This is a genomic window from Mesorhizobium sp. WSM4935 (assembly GCF_029625735.1).
Classification (GTDB): domain Bacteria; phylum Pseudomonadota; class Alphaproteobacteria; order Rhizobiales; family Rhizobiaceae; genus Mesorhizobium.
This window is the reverse complement of the sequence record NZ_JARTVR010000017.1, coordinates 50251-72148: the sequence shown is the minus strand read 5'-3', so window position 1 is coordinate 72148 and position 21898 is coordinate 50251. Positions and strand designations below refer to the sequence as shown.

The following is a 21898-nucleotide window of genomic DNA, read 5'->3' as shown; positions in this document are numbered from 1 at the left end:
AGGAAACGCTCATGGCGGAAATCGGTGCCAGTGCAGGCGAGCGCAGACGCTCGGTCCGGCCGCTCCGCAGCCTTTTTCCCTACATCACCCGCTACCGGAAACTGGCGGTTGGCGCCATCATTTCGCTGATCGTAGCGGCGGTGACGACGCTTGCCTTGCCGATGGCCGTGCGGCGCATGATCGACCACGGTTTCCAGGCCTCGGGCTCCACCTTCATCGCCGAATATTTCGCGGCGCTCGTGGCAATGGCGGCACTGCTCGCGGCCGCCTCGGCCAGCCGCTACTATTTCGTCATCACGCTCGGCGAGCGGGTCGTCGCCGACATCCGCCGCGACGTTTTTTCCCATGTCACGACACTGTCGCCCGCCTTTTTCGATCGCGCGCATTCGGGCGAGATCGTCTCGCGGCTTGCCGCCGACACCACGCAGGTGAAGTCGGCGGTCGGCGCAACCGCCTCGGTCGCGCTGCGCAACCTCATCCTCGGCCTCGGCGCGGTGGCGATGATGGTCGTCACCAGTCCGAAACTCTCCGGCCTCGTGCTCGTGGCGATCCCGGTGATCGTGCTGCCGTTGGTCGCTTTCGGCCGTTCGGTGCGGCGCAAGTCGCGGCAAGCACAGGATACGCTCGCCGACGCCACCGCCTATGCCAGCGAGCAGATCGGCGCGGTGCGCACGCTGCAGGCCTTCACCAACGAGAAACTGGTCACCGGACGTTTTGCGGACGCCGTCGACGCTGCCTTCGAGGCGGCGCGGGCCTCGGTGTTCGCGCGATCGTTCCTCACCTTCTTCGCCATCTTCATGATCTTCTCCTCGGTGGTGGCGGTGCTGTGGTTCGGCTCGCGCGACGTGCTTGCCGGCACGCTGTCGCCGGGCACGCTCAGCCAGTTCCTGCTCTATTCGGTCTTCGCCGCCGGCGCGCTCGGCGCGCTGTCGGAGGTCTGGAGCGAGCTGTCGCAGGCGGCGGGCGCCGCCGAGCGGCTGACCGAGATCCTGGCCGAGACACCGACGATCCGGCGGCCGACCAACCCCGTTCCGTTGCCGGCCACGGCCAAGGGCACGATCAGCTTCGACGACGTCTCCTTCTCCTATCCGGCGCGGCCGGACCGCGCCGCCGTGCATGGCCTGAGCTTCCAGGTGAAGCCCGGCGAGACGGTGGCGATCGTCGGGCCTTCGGGCGCCGGCAAAAGCACCGTCTTCTCGCTGATCCTGCGCTTCTACGATCCCGAGAGCGGTCGCGTCGTCATCGACGGCGTCGATCTGCGCGAGGCCGATCCGGCCGCCATCCGCCAGCGCATCGCGATCGTGCCGCAGGACGTCACCATCTTCGCGGCGAGCGCTGCCGACAATATCGGCTTCGGCCGGCAAGGCGCCAGCGACGCCGAGATCGAGGCCGCGGCCAAGGCGGCCCTTGCCGACGAATTCATCGCAAAGCTCGACAAGGGCTATGACAGCCAGGTCGGCGAGCGCGGCGTGACGCTGTCGGGCGGACAGCGCCAGCGCATCGCGATCGCCCGCGCCATCCTGCGCGACGCGCCGATCCTTCTTCTCGACGAAGCGACCTCGGCGCTCGACGCCGAGAGCGAAACGCTGGTGCAAAGGGCGCTGGAGCGGCTGATGCGCGGCCGCACCACCATCGTCATCGCGCACCGGCTGGCGACGGTGCTCAAGGCCGACCGGATCCTCGTCATGGAAGGCGGGCGCATCGTCGAGGAAGGCACGCATCAGAGCCTTGTCGCGAAAGGCGGCACCTATGCGCGGCTCGCCAAGCTGCAGTTCGAGACGGGTGCCGACGCCTTCAAGGGCGCGGCGGAGTAGCCACGCCGCACCCGGCTGGTTTCGAACCGCCTTGCATCAGTTGCCGTAGCGCTTGCGCAGGTGCTCCGTGAAGTAAACGGCGTTGAGCTTCTCGCCGGTGGCGCGCTCGAGCAGGTCCGGCGTCGACCAGCGCGAGCCCTGCGACCAGATCTTTGCGCGGCGCCACTCGTTGACGGCGCTGAAATCGCCTTTGGCAAGATCGTCGTCGGCGGAAGGATGTTCCCTGGTCAGTGCCGCCCATTGCTGCGCCGCCATCATGGCGCCCAGCGTGTAGGAGGGGAAATAGCCAAAGGCGGCGCCCGGCCAGTGCACGTCCTGCATCGGCCCGTCGGCCGGGTTGTCGATGGTCGTGAGCCCAAGATAGTCGCGCATCTTGGCGTCCCATGCCTCGGGCAGGTCGGCGACCTCCAGCCGGCCGGCGACGAGCTCCTGCTCAAGCTCGTAACGCAGGATGACATGCAGCGGATAGGTGACTTCGTCGGCGTCGACGCGGATCAGGCCGCGCTCCACATGGTGGACATGCGGCAGGATGTCGGCGAGCGACCAGGCTTCGCCGAGATGTTTTTCGATCACCGGCAGCGCCCAGTGCCAGAAGGCGGGGTTGCGGCCGATCTGCTTTTCGACGAACAGGCTCTGGCTCTCATGCACGGCCATGCCGCGCGCCTTGCCGAGCGGCCAATGCGACCAGGCTTTCGGCAGGTTCTGCTCGTAGAGCGCGTGGCCGGTCTCGTGCAGCACGCCCATCAGCGCCGACAAAAAGTCGGAGGTCTTGTAGCGGGTGGTGATGCGCACGTCGGTCGGCACGCCGCCGCAGAAGGGATGGTGCGACACCGACAGCGAGCCATGGGTGAGGTCGAAGCCGACGGCCGCCATCATGGCAAGGCCGAGCTCGCGCTGCTTCTCGACGGCATAGCTGCCCGACAGCGGCTTCAACGGGTGTTTTGCCAGCCGCGCATCCTGCACGGCCAGCGCATTCGGCAGGAAGTCCCTGAGGAAAGCCTTCAGCTCGGCAAACACCGGCGTGATATCGGCGGCGCGGTTACCGGGATCATACTGCTCCATCAGCGCGTCATAGGGAGCGAGGCGGAGCGCATCGGCACGCATGGCGGCTTCCTCGCGCACCAGGGCCACGACACCTTCCAGCGCCGGCAGGAAGCCCGCCCAATCGTTCTTGGCGCGCAGGTCGCGCCAGAGCTGTTCGGAGCGCATGCGCGCCACGGTCTGGCGCTCGACGAACTCGGCCGGCAGGCAGGTGAGGTTGGTGTATTGGCGGCGGAGTTCCCTGACCGCCGCCTGCTGCTCGTCGCTCAGCGGCTCGGCTTCGGCCGCGGCGATCCAGTCGCCGATCTCCGGCGCGGTTGCCTGGCGATGCAGCATGCCGGCAAGCGAGGACATCGCCTCGGCGCGCTTTTCGCCGCCGCCGACCGCCATATGCGTCGCCTCGTCGGCGCCGAGGATGGCCAAAGCGTGCTCCAGCGCTTCGAGCTTGTGGCCGAGGTCGTCGAGTTTCTGGAAGGACATGATGGATTCCGAGCTTCAATTTGGCTGGCGCGAAAAGATACCAAGGCGTCGAGCTTGGCAACCCTGACCAGCCGACAATGGATCAGCCGTCGAGGGATCGGGCCGTCTTGCCTTGTGAGGCGACTGCGTGATCAATGCCTGAAACGAACTGCCGGAGGGGATGATGATCGGCAATATCCTCGTCGGGCTGGTGGCGCTGATCCATTGCTATATCGTCTATCTGGAGATGGTGCTTTGGGACACGCCGCGCGGCCAAAAGGCGTTCGGCCTGACGCCGGAATTCGCCAGCGCCTCGAAAGTGCTTGCCGCCAATCAGGGGCTCTATAACGGCTTCCTCGCCGCCGGGCTGCTCTGGGGTCTCTATCTCGGCGCCGGCGGATTCCAGATCGAGATGTTCTTCCTGCTCTGCGTCGCGATAGCCGGCCTCTACGGCGCCGCGACCGTGGGCCGCAAGATCCTCTTCATCCAGACGGTGCCGGCAGCGCTCGCCATCGTCGCGCTTTGGCTTGGCCTTTGAGACAAAAAGGACGCCCTCGGGGCCAGGTGCCGCGGGCGCCAATTGGTCCCTTCCTCTGTGATCAGAGCAAATGCTCTAGCCGTTCGGATAATTGCCGCCGTCGGAGCCGTCGCCCATCATGAAGCCGCTGCCGGTGTCGTTCATCAGCTTCTGGTCGACATTGTCGAGGCGGCGCAGCAGCTCATGGTATTGCGCGGACGGGATCCTGCCGTGATCGGAAGCGGCGACACGCTCCGCGGCCTGGCTGATGCGCGCGGCGCGCATATGCAGCTGCTGCGCTTCGGCAGCCGAAATGTTGTTTGCCTGCCGGGCGTCGGTGATGCCCTGATCCACGCCCTTGACCTGATCGAGCAGGCCGATCACACGCGGTCCGGTCATGTCGGTCGGATCGGGCGTGTCGAGAGCACCGCCCCTGTGATGTCCGGCCGCATAGGCGCCGGCGAGGGGGGCCGCAATCAGTGCGGCAGCCAGGGTTACAGTCTTGAGAGATGTTGAAGCGCGCATGACGGCGCATCCTCCTGCCAAGGAAGGAAGCGGTCGCGCCGCTAACCTTCCGACGTTCAGGGGCCGTCCAGTTCCGTCGCGTCGCGATGGGAGGCATCGCCGGCGGTTCCCGGCCCTGCGCAGCAAATTAGGTGCTTCGATTTGCGATGTGTAATTAAAAAAAGATAATGTTTTCAGGCCTTGTCGATGGGACTTGGCATTCTAAGTATTCAGCCGACGAACAACTTCCCGTGACCTGCCGTGATCCTAAAGCGCGTCGCGCTCTTTCAGATTCGCTCCCTGCGCTTTAGGACTTTGATTCTACGCATGTCTTTGTCCCGAAACCGGTTCCCACTTTCGAGAGACATGCTTCAATCACCGTTCGGTGAGCTTCAGTTCGATGCGGCGGTTCTTGCTGCGCGCCTCGTCTGTGTCGGCCGGATCGAGCGGCTGGAACTCGCCGAAGCCGGCGGCCACCAGCCGGTTGGCCGGCACGCCGTTCTCGATCAGGAATTTCACCACCGAGGTGGCGCGCGCGGTCGACAGTTCCCAGTTGTCGCGATAGCGGCCGGTGCCGGACAGCGGTTTGTTGTCGGTGTGGCCGTCGACGCGCAGCACCCAGTTGATCTCGGGCGGGATTTCCTTCTGCAATTCGATGATGGCGTCGGCGAGCTTCTTCATCTCGACCTTGCCGGCGTCGTTGATCACGTCGGAGCCGGTCGGGAACAGCACTTCCGACTGGAAGACGAAACGGTCGCCGACGATACGGATGTTCTCGCGGTCGGCGAGGATCTCGCGCAGCCGGCCGAAGAAGTCGGAGCGGTAGCGGTTGAGCTCCTGGACGCGCTGCGCCAGCGCGACATTCAGGCGGCGGCCGAGGTCGGCGATCTTGGTGTTGGACTCCTGGTCACGCTGCTCGGAGACGTTGAGCGCGTCCTCGAGCGCCGCGATCTGCTTGCGCAGCGCTGCGATCTGCTGGTTGAGGATCTCGACCTGGCTCAGCGCCTGCTGGCTGATCTGGCGCTGGTTGCTGAGCTCGCCGGAAAGCTGGTCCGCCCGCTTGTTGGCCGCGTCGCCCGCGCCGGCGCCCTGCGCCAGCAATTGTTCGAGGCGGCTCTTTTCGGCTTGCGCGGCCGACAGCGACGCCTGCAGGTTGGCGAGCGAATCCTCCTTGTCCTGGCTGTTCGTGCGTTCCAGCGCGAGGAGCTGGGTCAGTTCGTTGATCTGCGAGTTGAGGCGGTTCAGCACCGCGTCCTTGCCGGAGATCTCGCGGCTGAGCAGGAACTGCGCCAGCACGAAGACGGTGAGCAGGAACATGATGGCAAGCAGCAGCGTCGACAAGGCGTCGACAAAGCCCGGCCAGTAGTCGATGCGGCGGTCGGCGCGTCGTCTTGCCAGCGCCACGTCAGTGGACTCCTTGCTTCTTCAGCGCGTCGGCGATCTTTTCCAACGTGTTGCGCATGGCCTTCTGCTCGTCGGACTGGGCCTCGACCCAGTCGCGCATGATCTGCTGCTCGGAGCGCATGTTCTTCACCAGTCCGGAGATGCCGTCGGCGAGATTGGCCATGGCGGTGGCGACGCGCGGATTGGAGCCGCCATTCTCCTGCAGGCTGCGCAGCCGCTCCGATAAGAGACGGATGTCCTCGGAGGATTCGGCGGCCTTCGAGGTCTCGGACACGACGATGTCCGACGACAGGTCGGTGACCGAGGACAGCCAGTTCTCGAGCTCCGTGTAGAAGCGGGTCTGGGCGCGGCCGGCCTGCAGGTCGAGGAAGCCGAGCACGAGCGAGCCGGAAAGGCCGAACAGCGAGGACGAAAACGCGGTGCCCATACCGGCGAGCGGCGCCGACAGGCCCTGCTTCAGCGCATCGAGCACGGCGGCGGCGTCGCCGGTGCCCGGGTCCAGCGCCTCGATCGTCTCGCGGATCGAGGCGATGGTGTTGAGCAGACCCCAGAAGGTGCCGAGCAGGCCGAGGAACACAAGCAGGCCGACCAGATAGCGCGAGGTGTCGCGGCTCTCGTCGAGGCGGGTGGCGATGGAATCGAGCATCGTGCGCATCGATGAGGTCGAAAACGCGATCGTCGACGAGCGGCCGATCATCGCCTTCATCGGCGCCAAGAGCACCGGCTCGGTGGTTTCGGAGCCGGCGCGGAAGGAGTTGACCCAGCGCACTTCCCGGAAAAGCCGGCCGACCTGGGCAAAGGCGAGCAGGATGCCCACCGCGAGCACGCCGATGATCAGGCCGTTGAGGCCCGGATTGCTGGAGAAGGCGGTCGAGATCTGGCGGGTGAGGATAGCGGCAATGAAGGCGACGATGATCAGGAAGATCACCATGCTGAGCAGGAAGACCTGCGGGCTGGACAGCTTGTGCGGATCGTAAACCAGGACGTCCGATCGCCTGCCGAAGGATCTGAGAAAAGCCATCCGTGCCCCGTTTCCGATGCCACCGCCGCAGAATTGCCGCGACTCTAAACGGAATTGTGACCAAATTGAATGGCGCTTGGCAATATTGCCCGCGCCCCTGCTTTGGTGCACTTCCGGACGGAAGGCGCCGGACCTAAAGCGCGTCGCGATCGTTCAGATTCGCTCCATGCGCTTTAGGTTTTTGATTTTACGCATATCCCGAAACCGGTTCCCACTTTCGGGAGACATGCATTAGCCGCTCTAGAACCGGTTGACGACCAGGCAATCGACCATGGCGGCCAAATGCAGGCCGGCGCCGGTGACGACGAAGCCGTGCCAGACGGCGTTGTGGAAGCGAAGTCCCTTCCAGGCAAAGAAGATGACGCCCAAGGAATAGACGATGCCGCCGGCGACGAGCAGCGCCACCGAGGTCGTCGGCAGCGTCCGGACCAGCGGTCCGGCGAGCACCACGCCGCTCCAGCCGATTGCGAGATAAAAGACGATGGCCAGCCGGTCGTAGCGGCCGGGCAGGAACATTTTGATGGCGATGCCCGCCGCCGCCGCGCTCCACACGGTGACGATCATGGACAACGCCAGGGGCGAGTTGTCGAGCTGGGCGAGGAAGGGGGTGTAGGTGGCGGCGATCAGCAGATAGATCGCGGCATGGTCGAAACGGCGCAGGATCCATTTCGCCGGCCAGGACACCGGCCACAGATTATAGGCCAGCGAAACCGAGAGCACGGTGAGCAGCGACACCACATAGAACACCGCGGCGACATATTCGCCGGGGCCGGAATGGAAGGCGGCCAAGGCCAGAAAAGCCGAGCCGGCGGCGATCGCCAGCACGATGCCCACCGCGTGAACGATGCCGTCGGCGATCATTTCGGCGCGCGAATAGTGCCAGCGCCCCACAAAGGGGATTTCGAGGGGAATTTCAAGCTGGGTATCCGGCCGGGCGTCGTTCATGAATGGTCCTGCAACGCCTAATCTGGGCGCTTGCGGACCATTATTTCAAGCTTCAGTTGCGGTTTTGCGACCAAAGCCGCGCGTCCTTTCGACGCGCAAAGGGCGCCTGAAAGCGCGTCGCGCTGAACCCGTTCAGGCGACGCGCTTTAAGTCTTCGTTTTATGCATGTCGTTGTCTCAGAACCGCTGCACACTTCTGGGCGACTGCGTTGGTCAGCGAGCGGCCAACGGCTTCTTCACGGTCTTAAGCAGCGCGCGCTGGATAATCTCGTTGCCGGCGACGACCTCGCCGCTGTCCAGCATGCCCTGTGCGCCATCCATGTCCGAAACGAACCCGCCGGCCTCGCGGACCAGAAGGATGCCGGCGGCGATGTCCCAGGACGACAGGCCGGTTTCCCAGAAACCATCCATGCGCCCGGCCGCGACATAGGCGAGATCGAGCGCGGCGGAGCCCAGGCGGCGAACGCCGGAGACTTCAGCCATGACGTTGCGCAGCTCGATCAGGAAATTGCCATGCAGGCTGCGGCCGAGATGCGGCACGCCGCAGCCGATCACCGCGTCGGTCAGCTTGGAGCGCCCGGCAACGCGCAGGCGACGGTCGTTCATGAAGGCGCCGCCGCCGCGCTCGGCCGTGTAGAGCTCGTCCATCGCCGGATTGTAGACGACGCCGGCGACGATCTGGCCCTGGCGCTCGAGCGCGATCGACACGGAAAAGAGCGGGATGCCGTGCAGGAAGTTGGTGGTGCCGTCGAGCGGATCGACGATCCAGCGGTGCTGGGCGTCCTCGCCTTCGACGGCGCCGCGCTCTTCCATCAGGAAGGCGTAGCCCGGCCGCGCCTTCGAAAGCTCGGCGAAGACGATCTCTTCGGCCTTGCGGTCGGCCTGGCTGACATAGTCGCCCGGTCCCTTCATCGAGACCTGCAGGTTCTGCACCTCGCCGAAGTCGCGCGACAGCGAGCGGCCGGCCTTCATCGCGGCCTGGACCATGACGTTGAGGAGAGCGGAACGCGCCATTTTTTCTTCCTGGCTTTGTCTTCCTACCGGCCGGCTATCTTTCTTGAAGCATGATCTTTTCCGAAAAGTCGGCAACTTTTCGGGATCATGCTCAGTCCGCGCGGCGCATATAGGTGATTTCGTTGGTGTCGACGACGATGCGCTCGCCGGCCGAGATGAAGGGCGGCACCAGCACGCGGATGCCGTTCTCCAGCACCGCCGGCTTGTAGGACGAGGCTGCCGTCTGGCCCCGCACCACCGGGTCGGCCTCGGTGACGGTCAGCGTCACCTGGTCGGGCAGCGAAATGCCGATCGGCCGCTCTTCATAGAGTTGCACCGTCACCATCATGCCGTCCTGCAGGAAGGCGGCGCGCTCGCCGACGAAGTCCTTCGCCAATTCGAGCTGCTCGTAGGTTTCGGTGTCCATGAAGACCAGCGCGTCGCCCTGTTCGTAGAGGAACGAGAAATCCTTCAGGTCGAGCCGGATCTGCTCGACGGTCTCGGCCGAGCGGAAGCGCTCGTTGAGCTTGGTGCCGCTGATCAGGTTCTTCAGTTCGACCTGGTTGTAGGCGCCGCCCTTGCCGGGTTTGACGGTGTTGGTCTTGACCGCCACCCACAGGCCGCCATCGTGCTCGATGACATAGCCGGGACGGATTTCGCTGCCACTGATCTTGGCCATGATGAATTGATCCGAGTGAGATTTTTCGCGCGCGGGTCGCGCTTTGGCGCCTCCAAGACCACAAATCGCGCATAGTGGCAAGGGAGGGAACCCAAGGCGGCCCGGGCGTGCCGTCCGCGGCGCCACGCGTCAAGGCAGGCGATTTGCCTTCTGCAGCGCCTGCTTGGTCTGATCGTCGTCGAGGCCCTGCAGGAAATCGTCCATCTGAGGGTCGATCAGTCCGGCGCGGCGAGCGACGATGTACCAGGCGCCGGCGAGGACCAGGTCCGGGTCGGTGCCGATGCCGCCCATATAGAGCTTGGCCAGGCGGTTCTGGGCGGCGACATTGCCGCCTTGCGCCGCCCGCTTCATCCAGGCGAAGCCCGATTTCAGGTCGCGCCCGCCGCCACGTCCCTCGATCATCCAGGTGGCGAGGTCGATCTGCGCGGTGTCGTAGTTCTGTCTCGCTGCCTGCGCCAGCAGGGCGCGCGCCTGGGCGTCGTCATGCGGCTTGCCGCCGGCGCCGTTGGCGTAGAGCTGCGCCATCGCGTATTGGGCGTCGGCAAGGCCGGTGGCCGCCGCGCGCTCATAGTAGACGGCGGCCTTGGCAAGGCCGGCATCGCCGGGATCCTGCTGGACGAGCAACTGGGCGAAGTTGAACTGCGCAAGCCGGTTGCCGGCCTCGGCCGAGGCCTGCATCAGTGCGAAGGCGCCCTTTTCGTCCTTCTTCACATAACGGCCGTCCAATAGCATCAGCGCATATTGGAACTGCGCTTCCGGCACGCCCTGTTCGGCCGCCAGCGCATACCATTTCGCGGCCTCGGCGGGATTGAGCGGCACACCCAGTCCGCGCGACAGGATTTCGGCCACCAGCGTCTCGGCCGCCGGGTCGCCGTTCTTGGCGCGCTCCATCGCAAGGTTGTAGGCGGTCTTGTAAAGACCGCGCTGGAAGGCGCCGTAAGCGGCGTCCGGCTGCTTGGCGCCGAAGCGGTCGGGATTGATGGTATCGGCCGATGGCGGCGTCAAGGTGGCCGGCTGCGGCAAGGTATTCTGGATCGGCTTGTCGATATGCGGACCGCCGCCGAACCTGCTCGGATCCGGGGCGCCGGTGGCCGGCGCGGCTGTGTCCGGTTTGCCCGTATCCGGCGTGCCAGGACCCGGCGTGTCTGTATCCGGCTCGGCTGCGTTGGGCGCGCTCTTGTCCGGCGCACTCGTCTCGGGCCGCGGCTGCGGCAGCGGGGCGGTCTCGGCCGCCATCGCGGCCTGCGCAAACAAGCCGGCCAGGACCACCAGGCAAAGGCCACGCAGGCGCATGTCAGTCCTCGAAACGCGGCGCGGTTTCATCGAGCAGCGCGTTGGCGGCGGCGATCGCCGCGCGCGGGTCGCGACCGTCGGCAAAGACGGCGCTGGACAGCGCCACGAACTCGGCGCCGGTCGCGGCGACCGTCTCGACGGAAGCAAGCTCGGAGCCACCCATCACGATGCAGGGGATCGAGATCATCTCCGCCCACCACTCGCCGAGGGCGAGGTTGCGATGGTGCGGCTCCGGCTTGTTGTCATAGCCGAAGCGGCCGAAGAACATGTAGTCGGGCCGCTCCTCGCCGAGCTCAAGCGCCTCGTCGCGGGTCTTGGCGCCGCCGGCGCCGACCATCATCTTGCCGGCCAGGCGCTCGATCGTCTCGGCGAGCTCATTGGGCTTTGCTTCGATATGGATGCCGTCGGCCTGGACGCGCCCGGCGATGCGGCTGTCGCCGGCGATGATGACGGCGACGCCGGCACCTTGAGCGATCGGCACGATTCTCTCGGCAAAGGCCTGGAAGGACGCGTCGTCCATGCCATTGTCGGGCAGGATCAGCGAGGCGATGTCGCCACCCTCGAATGCCGCGCAGATCTGCTCCGCCGGCACGAGCGGCGGCGCGATCAGCACGATGCGGCAGCGATTGGGCGGGTTTAAATCGTTCATTGGCCTTCGATCCCGGTTTCGCCTATGCCGGGCGAAGATGGTTGCATTGCGGCATAGAGCAAAGGGAGCGGCTTGAACAGTCGGCTATGCAGCGGACGGGGATCGGCCCGCGCGAGCATCGTCACGCCGGGTCTTCATGATGAGGTCGAACACGCGCCGCGGCTGCTCTATACCGAGAAATTGCGGCACCGGATCGAAAGCCGGAAACCATCCGTTCATCCGCGAGAACGGATATGGCGACGCGGAGGCTCCGAAGCGCAAAGTCCCCCTCGTCGCGGTCTCGCCGGTCAACTGAACATCGGGAACGCGTTCGAGATCGATCGAGGTGAAATTGGCCGATGGGGCGCGGCGCAGGATCAGGATGCGCCTGTTCGTGACCGCGTAGTATATCCGCTGCCTCAACCAGGCGTCGGCCTTGCCGTCGAACTGCAGCGGGTGCATGCACAGGGCAGGACCAGGCACATGGCGCAAACATCTACGACCGTCCCGAATTCTTCGCCGAATGTCGGGATCAGGCGCCAGGTCGGCGCATTCCCTGGCGACTCCCGCGGGCTCCTTGAACTAAGCTGTTCTTGCTGCCTCAAGGAGGTTTCGCATGCGTGGTCGTTGTCTATGCGGCGCTATTGCCTTTGAAGTCGACGGTCCGGCGCAGGCCTGCGTGGTCTGTCATTGTGAGAGCTGCCGGCGGCAATGTTCCGCGCCGATGACCGCCTACATTGGCGTCCTGGACGGTCAATGGCGATGGCTGGGCAAGCCACCGAAGGTGTTCAACTCTTCTCCCGGTGTAGAAAGAACATTTTGCGATCACTGCGGCTCGCCGCTTTCCTTCCGCTCGAAGAACATGTCCGGTGTCATGCACTTTTTTGCCGCGGCGATGGCGGAGCCGGAAAGATTTGCGCCGACGCTGCATGTCGCTTTCGAGGAGAAGCTCCCTTGGTTGAAACTCGCCGACGGCCTGCCGACACGTATCGGGCCTGACTATACGAAAGGCTAGTGTGCAGTCCCTAAGTGTGATGGGGCATCATCAGAGCTGAAATCGTCAGGATGCCCAAGGTCGGGCCGGCATAGCGGATGCCCGCATTAATGACTATCCCGGCGGCGCTGTTCTGCGCTATGGCTGGGTTCCCCGCCTTCTCAACCCTCCTTTGCCGATGTCAGGCCTGCTCAGCGATCCGTGGTTCTATGCCGCCGCCATTCCGGCGGTGATCCTTGTGGGCCTGTCGAAAGGGGGCTTCGGCGGGGCCGTCGGCTTCGTCGGTGTGCCGCTGATGGCGCTGACCATCCCGCCGGTTCAGGCGGCCGCCATCCTGCTGCCGATCCTGTGCCTGATGGACATCGTTTCCGTGTGGACCTGGTGGGGCGTCTACGACCGCAAGATGCTGGTCGACATGATGCCGGGCGCCGTCATCGGCATCGGGCTCGGCTGGCTTACCGCGGCTCTGGTCACCGAGGAGATGGTGCGGCTGATCGTCGGCGCCGTCGCGCTCGTCTTCGTGCTGCGCTGGATCTACCTGCAGTTCCGCCACGGCGCCGATCATGCGGCGGAGCCGAACCGCGTTGCTGGCGCTTTCTGGGGCACGGTCGCCGGCTTCACCAGCTTCGTCGCCCATGTCGGCGGCCCGCCCTTCCAGGTCTATGCGCTGCCGATCCGGCTCGACCCGAAGGTGCTGTCGGGAACCGCGGCGATCTTCTTTGCCGCCACCAACGCGCTGAAGCTCGTCCCCTATTTCGCGCTCGGCCAGTTCGACACCACAAACCTTACGGCCTCGGCGGTGCTGATGCCGCTGGCGCCGCTGTCGACCATTGCCGGCGCCTGGCTGGTGCGCCGCATGCGGCCGGAGATCTTCTATCCGTTCACCTACGCCACCGTCGCGGTGGTCGCCGTCAAGCTGCTGTGGGACGGCGTGGCTGGCCTGTGGTGAGGGCGGCCGTCGGGCCGACCTCACCACGAAGGTTCAGGCGGCGCTCGGCACCATCTGGCGGCTGCCGCCGAAGGCAAGCGCGGCGCCCAGGGCTACCACCATCGCCATGCCGGCAAGAATGCCGATGTCGTGCAGAGTGGGCTTCAGCACCATGTCGGCGATGATCACCAGCATCACCGCATAGTCGAGGCGCGCCCATCTCATCATGCGCTGGCCGATGGAGAGAACGGCGGGCGTTACGCCGTCCTTGGCGATCATCGCGCCTATGCGCTCGCCGGTCGGCTTGAAGACCAGCATGCCGATCGAGAAGGTCGTGGCATAGCCGACGAGGCCGATGACGATCCAGAGTTCGGTAAAGCCGACCCAGAAGCCGCACATGACGAGGCCGAAGACCAGCGTCAGCATCGACATCGGCGCGAAGAACCTGCCGCCGAGCTCTCCGCTTGCGCGCATTGCCTGCAGCTTGTCCTCGATGCTGCCGGCGCGCTCGGCCAGCACGCCGAGCAGGAACAGCACGAAGCCGCCGCCGACCCACAAAATAGCCGAAAGGACGTGAAGGAATTTGACGATCGAATACCAATCCATGGTTTGCTCCCGGATATCCTGCCTGATTTCGAGCGGCGCGGATTTACGCGCCGCTTCAGAGGAGCGGGCTTTTGCGCGGCGCGTGTTTCGGGCCGATGTCGCGGCAGCAGCCAATATGTTACGGCCGCCACGATCGGCGTCGAAAATCCGGGTTTCAGACGATCCCCGGCGGTGAGGCCGCTGTCCTGTTCCGGCACAGGAAAGCGCACTCGCTTAAAAAATCGCCGCCGCGTTAAGGATTCATTAAGCTTTACGGGCGTTTACTATGCGCATCCAGTTTTGCTGGATTCTTACCGAGTGGTTGGAGCCACTTTGTTTGACGCCTCCCTGTTAAACTCCTGAGAGCCGCCTTATCCGCGGCTCTTTTTTTGTCCGCTCGCGGCCGGCTGGCGCCATCCGCTTGCGGATGGCTTGAACGAAGCCGGCGTTAACCGTTTGTTAAACATGCGCTTGCCTTCATGGGCTTCGAAGCGCATTTTCAAGCCTCAGTCATTTAAGGGTGCGGCCATGTCGGCAAGGATGCCGAATCGGCTGGCGGAAGTGCAGGGGCGTATCGATGAACGAGCCTTCGAAGGGCAGCGCGAAAACCATCAAATTGGCGGAGCGCCGGGTTTTCTCCCAATCCTTCAAGCCGCTCTACCAGGAAGGCATGGGGCTGGTCGAGCAGGCCGCCGAATATCTCGATGGCAAGGGCAGGCTCGAAGCCAAGAAATTGTCGCGTACGGCGGCGACGCTCTATGCGGCCGAATCGATGCGGCTGACCACGAGGCTGATGCAGGTTGCCTCCTGGCTGCTTTTGCAGCGGGCGGCGAATTCCGGCGAGATGACGCGCGACCAGGTGGCCTCGGAGAAATCCAAGGTGCGGCTCGACACCGCGTCCGCGCATGACGAAGCGCTTGGCTGGAACGAGCTGCCCAAGGATTTTCTGGACCTCGTCACGCGCTCGCTGCGCCTGCAGTCGCTGGTGCGGCGCATGGACGAGGAAATCTATGGCGGCGTCGTCAGCGACACGCATGCACCCAGCCGGCGGGCCAACCCGGTTTCCGACCAGATCAGCCTTTTGAACACGGCGTTCGCGCGCGGCTGACACCGCGTTCGCAACAAAGGCCGGGACGGCGGCGCGGACGAGGAACCGGCATTTCCTTGATCGGGCCCCAATTGGCGAGCTTTGGTTTCGGCCGCAAGTCGAACGCCCGCGATGCCGGCCGCTCTTCGATATTGTCATCGTATTTGAAGGCCAAGCCGGCCTCCGCGAGGATGATCCCCCTTGCCCTGAAGCGACGGGACCCTAGTTGGGGCCGTTCGCCGCAGCCGGGTCGACCCGAGCCGGTCCTGCAAGAAATCACCGTCACTGTGACCAAAGCAGATTGCGAGGCTTGATCCCGTGCATTCGCCATTGGACCGCATTCCGGTATCGATCATCATCCCCAACTACAATTACGAACGATTCCTGGGACGTGCCATCGACAGCGCGTTGGAGCAGGACCACCGAAATGTCGAGGTCGTGGTCGTCGACGACGCCTCGACGGATGCGTCGGTGGCCGTCATCGAATCCTATGGCGACAAGATCCGTCCATGCCTCAGGCGCAGGAATGGCGGGCATGGTGCGGCCTTCAATACCGGGTTCGAGGCGAGCACGGGGGAGATCATCCTTTTCCTCGACGCCGACGATTATCTCTATCCGAACGCCGTCTCCGAGGTCCTGGACGAGTGGGACGCGGATGTCGCCCAGGCGCAATTCAGGCTGCATCTCGTCGATGAGGACCAGCAGATCAAGGATGTCTTTCCGCCACCAGAACAGCCGTTCGATTCGGGCGACGTCATTCCGGAATTGCTGCGCAAGGGGCGGTACCGGACGACGGTGACTAGCGGGCTTGCATTCGACCGCGAGGCGTTGGAACCGATAATGCCCATGCCTGAAGGCGATTTCCGGCAAGGCGCCGATGGCTATCTGGCGACACTCGCGCCGCTGCACGGAGAGGTGAAATCCATCGACACCTGCCTTGGTGCCTACCGCATCCATGGCTCCAACCATTCGGTCTTTGCCGAAAAGCTTGCCGAGCGGGCGCGCTGGCGCGTAGAGCATGACTTCCGGCGCCTCGAGGCCTTGTCCGACCGGGCGGCCGAGATCGGCTTGACCGTGCCGCCGGATGCCGGCCTTCACGATCCGGTGCATCTTGAAGAGCGCTTGGCTTCGCTCTGCGTCGACGAGCCCCAGCATCCGGTTGAAACCGACTCCCGGCTGGGACTGGCAAGAGCGGGCGCCACCGCCAGCCTGGAAATGAACGCATCCTGGCGGCGGCGGGCTGCCCTGGCGGCCTGGTTCCTCAGCATCGGAATCCTGCCGCGGCGCATGGGCAATGCCCTCCTGGCGTGGAAGCTGGTCGCATCGTCCAGGCCGGCATTTCTCACGCGGCTGTCGAAAACCATCCGTCGCGTGACGAATTAGGTCCGAGATTGGACATGCCGACCGGTGACGTCGGCTCGTTTGGATTTTCGAGCGCGCTCTTAGGATTGTAACCGTTTCCGGTTTGTTCACATTTCGCTGGCATCGCTTGCCGCCGAGATTAAACTTGGCGCATGGGGGAAACGATTCGCATCATCGGCATCGATCCGGGCCTGAGGCGCACCGGTTGGGGCATTATCGACAGCGTCGGCAATTCGCTGCGCTTCGTCGCGTCCGGCACGGTGCGGTCCGACGAAAAGGAGTCGCTGGCGATAAGGCTCTGCCAGCTGCATGACGGCTTGGCCGAGGTGCTGCACCAGGCGATGCCGCACGAGGCAGCGGTCGAGCAGACTTTCGTCAACAAGGATGCGACCGCGACGCTGAAGCTCGGCCAGGCACGCGGCATTGCCATGCTGGTGCCGGCGCGCGCCGGCCTGGTGGTCGCCGAATATGCTCCCAATGCCGTCAAGAAGGCCGTGATCGGTGTCGGCCACGGCGAGAAGAAGCAGATCCACATGATGGTCAAGGTGCTGATGCCGAAGGCCATCTTCGATACCGACGACGCCGCCGACGCTCTGGCCATCGCCATCTGCCATGCGCATCACCGACCGAGCGCCGCCTACCGCATGGCGGCACTGGCCGGGTAGCGTTGTTCTTGACTTGTTCTCATTTGCACAGTAAGTAATACTTTGAGGTATTACCATGCGTGTGACCACCAAAGGGCAAGTCACGATCCCCAAACAAATAAGGGACCATCTCGGTATAGGGCCGGGTTCTGAGGTCCAGTTCGTGGCTACGGACGAGGGTGCCCGGCTTGTCGCCGTCAACGAAAACATTTCGGAGGAGGAAGCTGACCGCAAATTCAGGGAGGTCCTCGACAAGATGGAGGGAACGCTGGATTTGGGCGGCATGACGACAGACGAGTATATGGAGTGGTTGAGGGGACCGCGTGAAAATCTCGACGTTGATTGACACAAATGTGCTCATTGACGTCTGGGGTCCGGCTGGCCCGCTGACGGAATGGTCATCGTCCGCGATTATCCCCTGCCGACGCGATGGCGCGTTGGTCATCAACAGCATCGTCTGGTCCGAGCTTGCTCCTCTGGTCGCTTCCGAAGCGATTCTGAGGAAAGCAGCCGAAAGACTCGAAATGGACCGCGAGTTCTTGCCGTGGGAAGCCGCATTCCTGGCTGGGGTGACACATTCCCGCTATCGGCGGGCCGGCGGTGTTCGGGAGCGGACTTTGCCCGACTTCTTCATCGGCGCGCATGCAGCCGTTGCCGGGCATCGGCTGTTGACGCGCGACGCGCCTCGCTACCGCGGCTATTTCCCCGATCTCGAAATCATCTCTCCGGAAACGCATCCATGAAGGCCAAGCCATGATCGGCAAGCTGAAAGGCACGCTGGACGAGATCGACGAGGATAGCTGCGTCATCGATGTGCACGGCGTCGGCTATGTCGCGCATTGCTCGGCGCGCACGCTTGCCGCGCTGCCATCCCCGGGCGAGGCGGTGGTGCTGTTCATCGAGACCTATGTCCGCGAGGACATGATCCGGCTTTATGGTTTCCAGACCGGACTGGAACGCGAGTGGTTCCGCCTTCTGATGAACAATGTGCAGGGCGTCGGCGCCAAGGTGGCGCTGGCGGTGCTGTCGACGCTGGCGCCGGCCGATCTTGCCAATGCGATCGCGCTGCGCGACATCGCGATGGTTTCCCGCGCGCCCGGCGTCGGCAAGAAAGTGGCTGAGCGCATCGTCACCGAATTGCGCAGCAAGGCGCCTGCCTATGCGGGCGCGGCCACCGGCACGATCGGCCTCAAGCAGGAGCTCGGCGAAGGGGTCGCGGCCGCGCCGATCACCGATGCGGTATCGGCGCTCGTCAATCTCGGCTATTCGCGCGATATCGCCGCGAACGCGGTTGCGGCGGCGCTGAAATCGGCCGGCGAGGGCGCGGATGCGTCCAAGCTGATCCGCTTCGGCCTGAAGGAATTGGCGCGGTGAGGCAGCGCTTGTCCCGCCACCGGTCCTATGCAAGGAAGGCGGCATGACCCTTTCGCCCCGCCTCATTGCCCCCGACAAGCGCGGCGAGGACGCCGACCAGTCGCTGCGGCCGCAGTCGCTCGACGAGTTCGTCGGCCAGGCGGCGGTTCGCGCCAATCTCAAGGTCTTCGTCGACGCCGCGAAGAGCCGCGGCGAGGCGCTCGACCATGTGCTATTCGTCGGCCCGCCCGGGCTCGGCAAGACGACGCTGGCGCAGATCATGGCGCGCGAGCTCGGCGTCAACTTCCGCTCCACCTCCGGCCCGGTCATCGCCAAGGCCGGCGATCTCGCCGCGCTGCTCACCAATCTCGAGGAGCGCGACGTCCTCTTCATCGACGAGATCCATCGCCTCAATCCGGCGGTCGAGGAAATCCTCTATCCGGCGATGGAGGATTTCCAGCTCGACCTCATCATCGGCGAGGGGCCGGCGGCGCGCTCGGTCAAGATCGACCTTGCCCGTTTCACGCTGGTCGCGGCGACGACGAGGCTCGGGCTCCTGACCAATCCGCTGCGCGACCGTTTCGGCATCCCGGTGCGGCTCAATTTCTACACGGTCGAGGAGCTGGAGCAGATCGTGCGCCGCGGCGCCCGGATCCTGTCGATGCCGCTCGGCGACGACGGCGCGGTAGAGATCGCGCGCCGCGCGCGCGGCACGCCGCGCATCGCCGGCCGGCTGCTGCGCCGGGTGCGCGACTTCGCCAGCGTCGCGGGTGCCGCGCATGTCGACAGGAAGATTGCCGACGAGGCGTTGACCAGGCTGGAGGTCGACGCGCTCGGCCTCGACGCGCTCGACCGCCGCTATCTGTCGATGATCGCGCGCAATTTCGGCGGCGGCCCGGTCGGCATCGAGACGATCGCGGCCGGGCTCTCCGAGCCGCGCGACGCGATCGAGGACATCATCGAGCCCTATCTCATCCAGCAGGGCTTCATCCAGCGCACGCCGCGCGGCCGCGTGCTGACCGCCAATGCCTGGCGCCATCTCGGCCTCGACCCGCCGAAGGATATCGCCCAGCAGCAGATCAGCCTGTTCCAGGAAGAGTAACGCAGATTTGTTCGCCGTTTCGGCGGCGCAATGCCCCATCTGCGCAGAATCTGCGCGCCTCGGCCTAGCTCAGGGCGCAATTGCAGCCTTTAAGCCAGCTTACCTGATGCAATCCCGAGGGCTTGGGGCGATCCATGATCACCAGACGCGCTTTCCTGCGCCTTGTCGGCGGCTCGGCCTTTTCCCTGGTGTCGCTCGGCGCCTATGCGGTCGGCATCGAGCCGATGCTGCTGACCCATGTGAAGCGCTATGCGCTGACGCCGCCGCATTGGCCGGAAGGACTCAAGCTGCGTGTTGTGGCGCTTGCCGACATCCACGCCTGCCGGCCCTGGATGACGCCGGAACGGATCGCAGCACTTGCCGAAGAGGCCAATGCGCTGCAGCCGGACCTTATCGTTCTGCTTGGCGATTACACCGCAGGCACCAAGATAGTGACAGGTTCGGTGCGCGTGGCGGAATGGGCCGAGGCTTTGTCCGGGCTGAAGGCGCCGCTCGGCGTGCTGTCAATCCTTGGCAATCACGACTGGTGGACCGATTTCTTTGCGCAGCGCGCGGAAGCCGGCCCGACCCAGTCGCGCAAGGCGCTCGAGCATGTCGGAATCCCGGTGCTCGAAAACGATGTCGTGCGGCTGGCGAAGGACGGGCATGGTTTCTGGATCGCCGGGCTCGCCGATCAGCTCGCGCTGCTGCCGAACAAGGCCAAGGGACGCGACAGTTTCCAGGGCTTCGACGATCTCCCAGGCACCTTGGCCAAGATTCAAGGGAGCGAGCCGGTCATCCTGCTCGCGCATGAGCCGGACATTTTTCCGAAAGTGCCATGGCGGGTTTCGCTGACGTTGTCCGGGCACACGCATGGCGGGCAGGTACGGCTGTTCGGCTATTCACCGGTGGTGCCCTCGGACTATGGCAACCGCTTCGCCTATGGCCATGTCGTGGAGAACGACCGCAACCTGATCGTTTCCGGCGGGCTCGGTTTCAGCATCCTGCCGGTGCGCTTCGGCGTGCGGCCGGAGATACTCCAAATCGATCTCGGCTAAGGCGTACCGACATTCAGGTGAGGCCGGCCTGCGAATGCCGGCTTCCTGCGCTTCCGGTGCTCGCGTACTTTAAGTACGCTCCGCTCCGGTTCTCGGAACCCGCCATTCTCGACGCGGCCTGACCTGAATCTCGATACGCCTTGGTTTGCTGCCTTACCGAAGCGATCTGATCATATCCATCACGTCGGGTTCCGCCTTCTCGCCGTCGAACGCATCGACGATGCCGAAGGCGCCGCCATAGCTCCATACCGACCAGGAAAAGCCATGCGCCTCGGCGCGGGCGATCATGTCGCGCACATAGGCGGCGCGGTATGCCGCCGGCATGACGAAGCCGTTGCCGTATTCCTTGCGGATCATGCCGAATTCGCCGAGCGTGATATCCTGCGACTTGACGCCGTTGGCCTTCGCCCAGGCGTCGACCGTCGCGAACGGCGCATCCATCACGCCAAGCAGCTTTTCGGGGCTGTCCATTGTCGCCACCTGCTCGTCGAGATAGGCGAGCAGACCACTCCGTCGCGCCCAGGGCGCCTCGGCCCTGATCCGGTCGCGGATCGTGTCCAGCGTCATATCCAGCTGTGCCTTCGGAACGGCCGTCAGCGGATAGGGCAGGCCGGTGACATAGGGGATGAAGTCGCCGGCCCAGCTTGCGCCCTGATGCGTCAGAAGGAACGGATCGTAGGAGTGGAAGGCCCAGATGATGTTGTCGTCCGGGATCGCTTTCGGGTCGACCTTCGCCAGGGAGGCGGCGTTCGAATAGCAGCCGCCGGTGAGCACGAGCGTCAGCCTGGTGGCGGAAGACCGCGCGGCCGCGAACAGCTTTTTCTGGCGCTCGGGCCAAAGGCTGGTGCCGTTCGCCTCGCAATCGACCAGCGGCTCGTTCATCAGTTCCAGCGCGACCTGATTGGGGTCTTCCTTGGCCAGCGTCCGCGCCATGCTGCGCACGACCTCGGCGTAGGCATCGAAGGCGGCCGGGTCGTCCATCACCTGCCCCATGCCGATCTTGCGATTGCTGCCGGCGGGGATCAGATGCAGGTCGACGATCACCTTCAGGCCGGCGCGGTTGATCATGCGCGCCGAGTCGAGGACGCTGGCATAGAGGTCGCCGCGAAGGGCCGTGGTCCGATCCGAAAGAAAGGGCGAGGGATCGACCGGCATGCGCAGGAAATCGAGACCGGCATTCTTGAGCGCCCTGAGATCGTCCTCCTTGATGAATTTGCGCCACTCGGGATAGGGCAGGATCGCCTGGCGCTCGCCCCATTTGTCCTCGGCCGGCCAGGTCACCCACTGGTCGAGATTGAGGCCGCGTTTCATTGAGAACGTCGCTGCCCCAGCCGGCAATGCCAACGCGCCGAGCGCAAGCAGCACCGCCATCAAGGTCTTGATCATAGTGCCCAACAGTGCGATCCCGTTCCCGCGCGAGAAACAGTGCGTGTCGCCGAAAAGTGTGCAGCGGTTTTTGGGACAACGACACGCACAAAAAAATGCCTAAAGCCCGCAGGCTTTAGGTGC

The 21898-nt window shown here is 64.6% G+C and carries 24 protein-coding genes; 12 read left to right on the top strand and 12 right to left on the bottom strand.

What is annotated here, in order from left to right:
* Positions 1 to 11: 11 nt before the first annotated feature.
* Positions 12 to 1814: an ABC transporter transmembrane domain-containing protein gene (locus tag P9273_RS27755; protein WP_278051626.1), complete on the top strand. Its 1803-nt coding sequence runs from the start codon at positions 12 to 14 to the stop codon at positions 1812 to 1814.
* Positions 1815 to 1850: 36 nt separating this feature from the next.
* On the opposite strand, the gene P9273_RS27750 is transcribed toward P9273_RS27755, so the two are convergent.
* Positions 1851 to 3335, bottom strand: a complete 1485-nt coding sequence (locus P9273_RS27750; RefSeq protein ID WP_278051625.1) for a carboxypeptidase M32 — start codon at positions 3333 to 3335, stop codon at positions 1851 to 1853.
* A gap of 163 nt (positions 3336 to 3498) precedes the next feature.
* On the opposite strand from P9273_RS27750, the gene P9273_RS27745 reads away from it, so the two are divergent.
* Positions 3499 to 3852, top strand: coding sequence for a DUF1304 domain-containing protein (locus P9273_RS27745; protein ID WP_278051622.1), 354 nt, complete (start codon positions 3499 to 3501; stop codon positions 3850 to 3852).
* A 75-nt stretch (positions 3853 to 3927) separates the two neighbouring features.
* Here P9273_RS27745 and P9273_RS27740 read toward each other — a convergent pair whose 3' ends face one another.
* The 9 genes from P9273_RS27740 to P9273_RS27700 form a co-directional block, all read right to left on the bottom strand.
* Positions 3928 to 4356 (bottom strand): hypothetical protein, encoded by a 429-nt coding sequence (locus tag P9273_RS27740; protein WP_278051621.1) that lies wholly within the window; start codon positions 4354 to 4356, stop codon positions 3928 to 3930.
* 354 nt (positions 4357 to 4710) lie between these two features.
* A complete protein-coding gene (locus P9273_RS27735) occupies positions 4711 to 5739 on the bottom strand; it encodes a peptidoglycan -binding protein (RefSeq protein ID WP_041004663.1) in 1029 nt (342 codons plus the stop codon).
* Between the two features lies 1 nt (position 5740).
* Entirely contained in the window at positions 5741 to 6760 is a 1020-nt protein-coding gene (locus tag P9273_RS27730) for a MotA/TolQ/ExbB proton channel family protein (RefSeq protein WP_041004665.1), read from the bottom strand.
* Between the two features lie 240 nt (positions 6761 to 7000).
* Positions 7001 to 7705 carry a PAQR family membrane homeostasis protein TrhA gene (gene trhA / locus P9273_RS27725; protein ID WP_278051617.1) on the bottom strand — a complete coding sequence of 235 codons (705 nt, stop codon included), beginning with the start codon at positions 7703 to 7705 and terminating at the stop codon, positions 7001 to 7003.
* A 212-nt stretch (positions 7706 to 7917) separates the two neighbouring features.
* The gene (locus P9273_RS27720; protein ID WP_041004670.1) at positions 7918 to 8718 is read right to left on the bottom strand and encodes an inositol monophosphatase family protein; all 801 of its coding nucleotides are present in this window, start codon (positions 8716 to 8718) and stop codon (positions 7918 to 7920) included.
* 91 nt (positions 8719 to 8809) lie between these two features.
* Positions 8810 to 9376: an elongation factor P gene (gene efp, locus P9273_RS27715; protein WP_278051616.1), complete on the bottom strand. Its 567-nt coding sequence runs from the start codon at positions 9374 to 9376 to the stop codon at positions 8810 to 8812.
* 129 nt (positions 9377 to 9505) lie between these two features.
* On the bottom strand, positions 9506 to 10669 hold the full coding sequence (locus P9273_RS27710) for a tetratricopeptide repeat protein (RefSeq protein ID WP_278051615.1): 1164 nt from the start codon (positions 10667 to 10669) through the stop codon (positions 9506 to 9508).
* Between the two features lies 1 nt (position 10670).
* Positions 10671 to 11318 carry a thiamine phosphate synthase gene (locus P9273_RS27705; protein WP_278051614.1) on the bottom strand — a complete coding sequence of 216 codons (648 nt, stop codon included), beginning with the start codon at positions 11316 to 11318 and terminating at the stop codon, positions 10671 to 10673.
* A gap of 84 nt (positions 11319 to 11402) precedes the next feature.
* Positions 11403 to 11759: a hypothetical protein gene (locus P9273_RS27700; RefSeq protein WP_041004677.1), complete on the bottom strand. Its 357-nt coding sequence runs from the start codon at positions 11757 to 11759 to the stop codon at positions 11403 to 11405.
* Between the two features lie 154 nt (positions 11760 to 11913).
* Between P9273_RS27700 and P9273_RS27695 the strand changes: the two genes are divergently transcribed.
* Positions 11914 to 12312, top strand: a complete 399-nt coding sequence (locus tag P9273_RS27695) for a GFA family protein (RefSeq protein WP_041004679.1) — start codon at positions 11914 to 11916, stop codon at positions 12310 to 12312.
* 157 nt (positions 12313 to 12469) lie between these two features.
* The gene (locus tag P9273_RS27690; protein ID WP_278051613.1) at positions 12470 to 13240 is read left to right on the top strand and encodes a sulfite exporter TauE/SafE family protein; all 771 of its coding nucleotides are present in this window, start codon (positions 12470 to 12472) and stop codon (positions 13238 to 13240) included.
* Between the two features lie 33 nt (positions 13241 to 13273).
* Here P9273_RS27690 and P9273_RS27685 read toward each other — a convergent pair whose 3' ends face one another.
* A complete protein-coding gene (locus tag P9273_RS27685; RefSeq protein ID WP_041004683.1) occupies positions 13274 to 13825 on the bottom strand; it encodes a DUF2269 family protein in 552 nt (183 codons plus the stop codon).
* A gap of 556 nt (positions 13826 to 14381) precedes the next feature.
* Here P9273_RS27685 and rcdA point away from each other — a divergent pair.
* The 8 genes from rcdA to P9273_RS27645 all read left to right on the top strand — a co-directional run bounded on the left by rcdA (position 14382) and on the right by P9273_RS27645 (position 20389).
* Positions 14382 to 14912, top strand: coding sequence for a protease adaptor protein RcdA (gene rcdA / locus P9273_RS27680; RefSeq protein WP_041004685.1), 531 nt, complete (start codon positions 14382 to 14384; stop codon positions 14910 to 14912).
* Positions 14913 to 15209: 297 nt separating this feature from the next.
* On the top strand, positions 15210 to 16274 hold the full coding sequence (locus P9273_RS27675; RefSeq protein WP_278051612.1) for a glycosyltransferase family 2 protein: 1065 nt from the start codon (positions 15210 to 15212) through the stop codon (positions 16272 to 16274).
* A gap of 131 nt (positions 16275 to 16405) precedes the next feature.
* Positions 16406 to 16918, top strand: a complete 513-nt coding sequence (ruvC, locus tag P9273_RS27670; RefSeq protein ID WP_278051611.1) for a crossover junction endodeoxyribonuclease RuvC — start codon at positions 16406 to 16408, stop codon at positions 16916 to 16918.
* A 55-nt stretch (positions 16919 to 16973) separates the two neighbouring features.
* A complete protein-coding gene (locus tag P9273_RS27665; RefSeq protein ID WP_278051610.1) occupies positions 16974 to 17243 on the top strand; it encodes an AbrB/MazE/SpoVT family DNA-binding domain-containing protein in 270 nt (89 codons plus the stop codon).
* Entirely contained in the window at positions 17221 to 17640 is a 420-nt protein-coding gene (locus tag P9273_RS27660) for a type II toxin-antitoxin system VapC family toxin (RefSeq protein WP_278051609.1), read from the top strand. Before P9273_RS27665 ends, P9273_RS27660 begins: the two co-directional genes overlap by 23 nt.
* Before the next feature lie 10 nt (positions 17641 to 17650).
* Positions 17651 to 18271: a Holliday junction branch migration protein RuvA gene (gene ruvA, locus P9273_RS27655; protein ID WP_278051608.1), complete on the top strand. Its 621-nt coding sequence runs from the start codon at positions 17651 to 17653 to the stop codon at positions 18269 to 18271.
* Between the two features lie 43 nt (positions 18272 to 18314).
* The gene (gene ruvB / locus P9273_RS27650) at positions 18315 to 19352 is read left to right on the top strand and encodes a Holliday junction branch migration DNA helicase RuvB (protein ID WP_278051607.1); all 1038 of its coding nucleotides are present in this window, start codon (positions 18315 to 18317) and stop codon (positions 19350 to 19352) included.
* Positions 19353 to 19486: 134 nt separating this feature from the next.
* The gene (locus P9273_RS27645; RefSeq protein ID WP_278051606.1) at positions 19487 to 20389 is read left to right on the top strand and encodes a metallophosphoesterase; all 903 of its coding nucleotides are present in this window, start codon (positions 19487 to 19489) and stop codon (positions 20387 to 20389) included.
* A gap of 153 nt (positions 20390 to 20542) precedes the next feature.
* On the opposite strand, the gene P9273_RS27640 is transcribed toward P9273_RS27645, so the two are convergent.
* Entirely contained in the window at positions 20543 to 21793 is a 1251-nt protein-coding gene (locus P9273_RS27640; RefSeq protein ID WP_278051709.1) for a glycoside hydrolase family 5 protein, read from the bottom strand.
* Positions 21794 to 21898 lie beyond the last annotated feature (105 nt).

Coding starts and splice junctions, on each gene's coding strand:
- trhA (WP_278051617.1), bottom strand. CDS start 7,705: ATGAACGACGCCCGGCCGGATACCCAGCTTGAAATTCCCCTCGAAATC.
- efp (WP_278051616.1), bottom strand. CDS start 9,376: ATGGCCAAGATCAGTGGCAGCGAAATCCGTCCCGGCTATGTCATCGAG.
- P9273_RS27730 (WP_041004665.1), bottom strand. CDS start 6,760: ATGGCTTTTCTCAGATCCTTCGGCAGGCGATCGGACGTCCTGGTTTAC.
- ruvB (WP_278051607.1), top strand. CDS start 18,315: ATGACCCTTTCGCCCCGCCTCATTGCCCCCGACAAGCGCGGCGAGGAC.
- P9273_RS27695 (WP_041004679.1), top strand. CDS start 11,914: ATGCGTGGTCGTTGTCTATGCGGCGCTATTGCCTTTGAAGTCGACGGT.
- P9273_RS27645 (WP_278051606.1), top strand. CDS start 19,487: ATGATCACCAGACGCGCTTTCCTGCGCCTTGTCGGCGGCTCGGCCTTT.
- P9273_RS27750 (WP_278051625.1), bottom strand. CDS start 3,335: ATGTCCTTCCAGAAACTCGACGACCTCGGCCACAAGCTCGAAGCGCTG.
- P9273_RS27690 (WP_278051613.1), top strand. CDS start 12,470: ATGTCAGGCCTGCTCAGCGATCCGTGGTTCTATGCCGCCGCCATTCCG.
- P9273_RS27755 (WP_278051626.1), top strand. CDS start 12: ATGGCGGAAATCGGTGCCAGTGCAGGCGAGCGCAGACGCTCGGTCCGG.
- P9273_RS27700 (WP_041004677.1), bottom strand. CDS start 11,759: ATGCACCCGCTGCAGTTCGACGGCAAGGCCGACGCCTGGTTGAGGCAG.
- P9273_RS27740 (WP_278051621.1), bottom strand. CDS start 4,356: ATGCGCGCTTCAACATCTCTCAAGACTGTAACCCTGGCTGCCGCACTG.
- P9273_RS27720 (WP_041004670.1), bottom strand. CDS start 8,718: ATGGCGCGTTCCGCTCTCCTCAACGTCATGGTCCAGGCCGCGATGAAG.
- P9273_RS27665 (WP_278051610.1), top strand. CDS start 16,974: ATGCGTGTGACCACCAAAGGGCAAGTCACGATCCCCAAACAAATAAGG.
- P9273_RS27710 (WP_278051615.1), bottom strand. CDS start 10,669: ATGCGCCTGCGTGGCCTTTGCCTGGTGGTCCTGGCCGGCTTGTTTGCG.
- rcdA (WP_041004685.1), top strand. CDS start 14,382: ATGAACGAGCCTTCGAAGGGCAGCGCGAAAACCATCAAATTGGCGGAG.
- P9273_RS27705 (WP_278051614.1), bottom strand. CDS start 11,318: ATGAACGATTTAAACCCGCCCAATCGCTGCCGCATCGTGCTGATCGCG.
- ruvC (WP_278051611.1), top strand. CDS start 16,406: ATGGGGGAAACGATTCGCATCATCGGCATCGATCCGGGCCTGAGGCGC.
- P9273_RS27685 (WP_041004683.1), bottom strand. CDS start 13,825: ATGGATTGGTATTCGATCGTCAAATTCCTTCACGTCCTTTCGGCTATT.
- ruvA (WP_278051608.1), top strand. CDS start 17,651: ATGATCGGCAAGCTGAAAGGCACGCTGGACGAGATCGACGAGGATAGC.
- P9273_RS27745 (WP_278051622.1), top strand. CDS start 3,499: ATGATCGGCAATATCCTCGTCGGGCTGGTGGCGCTGATCCATTGCTAT.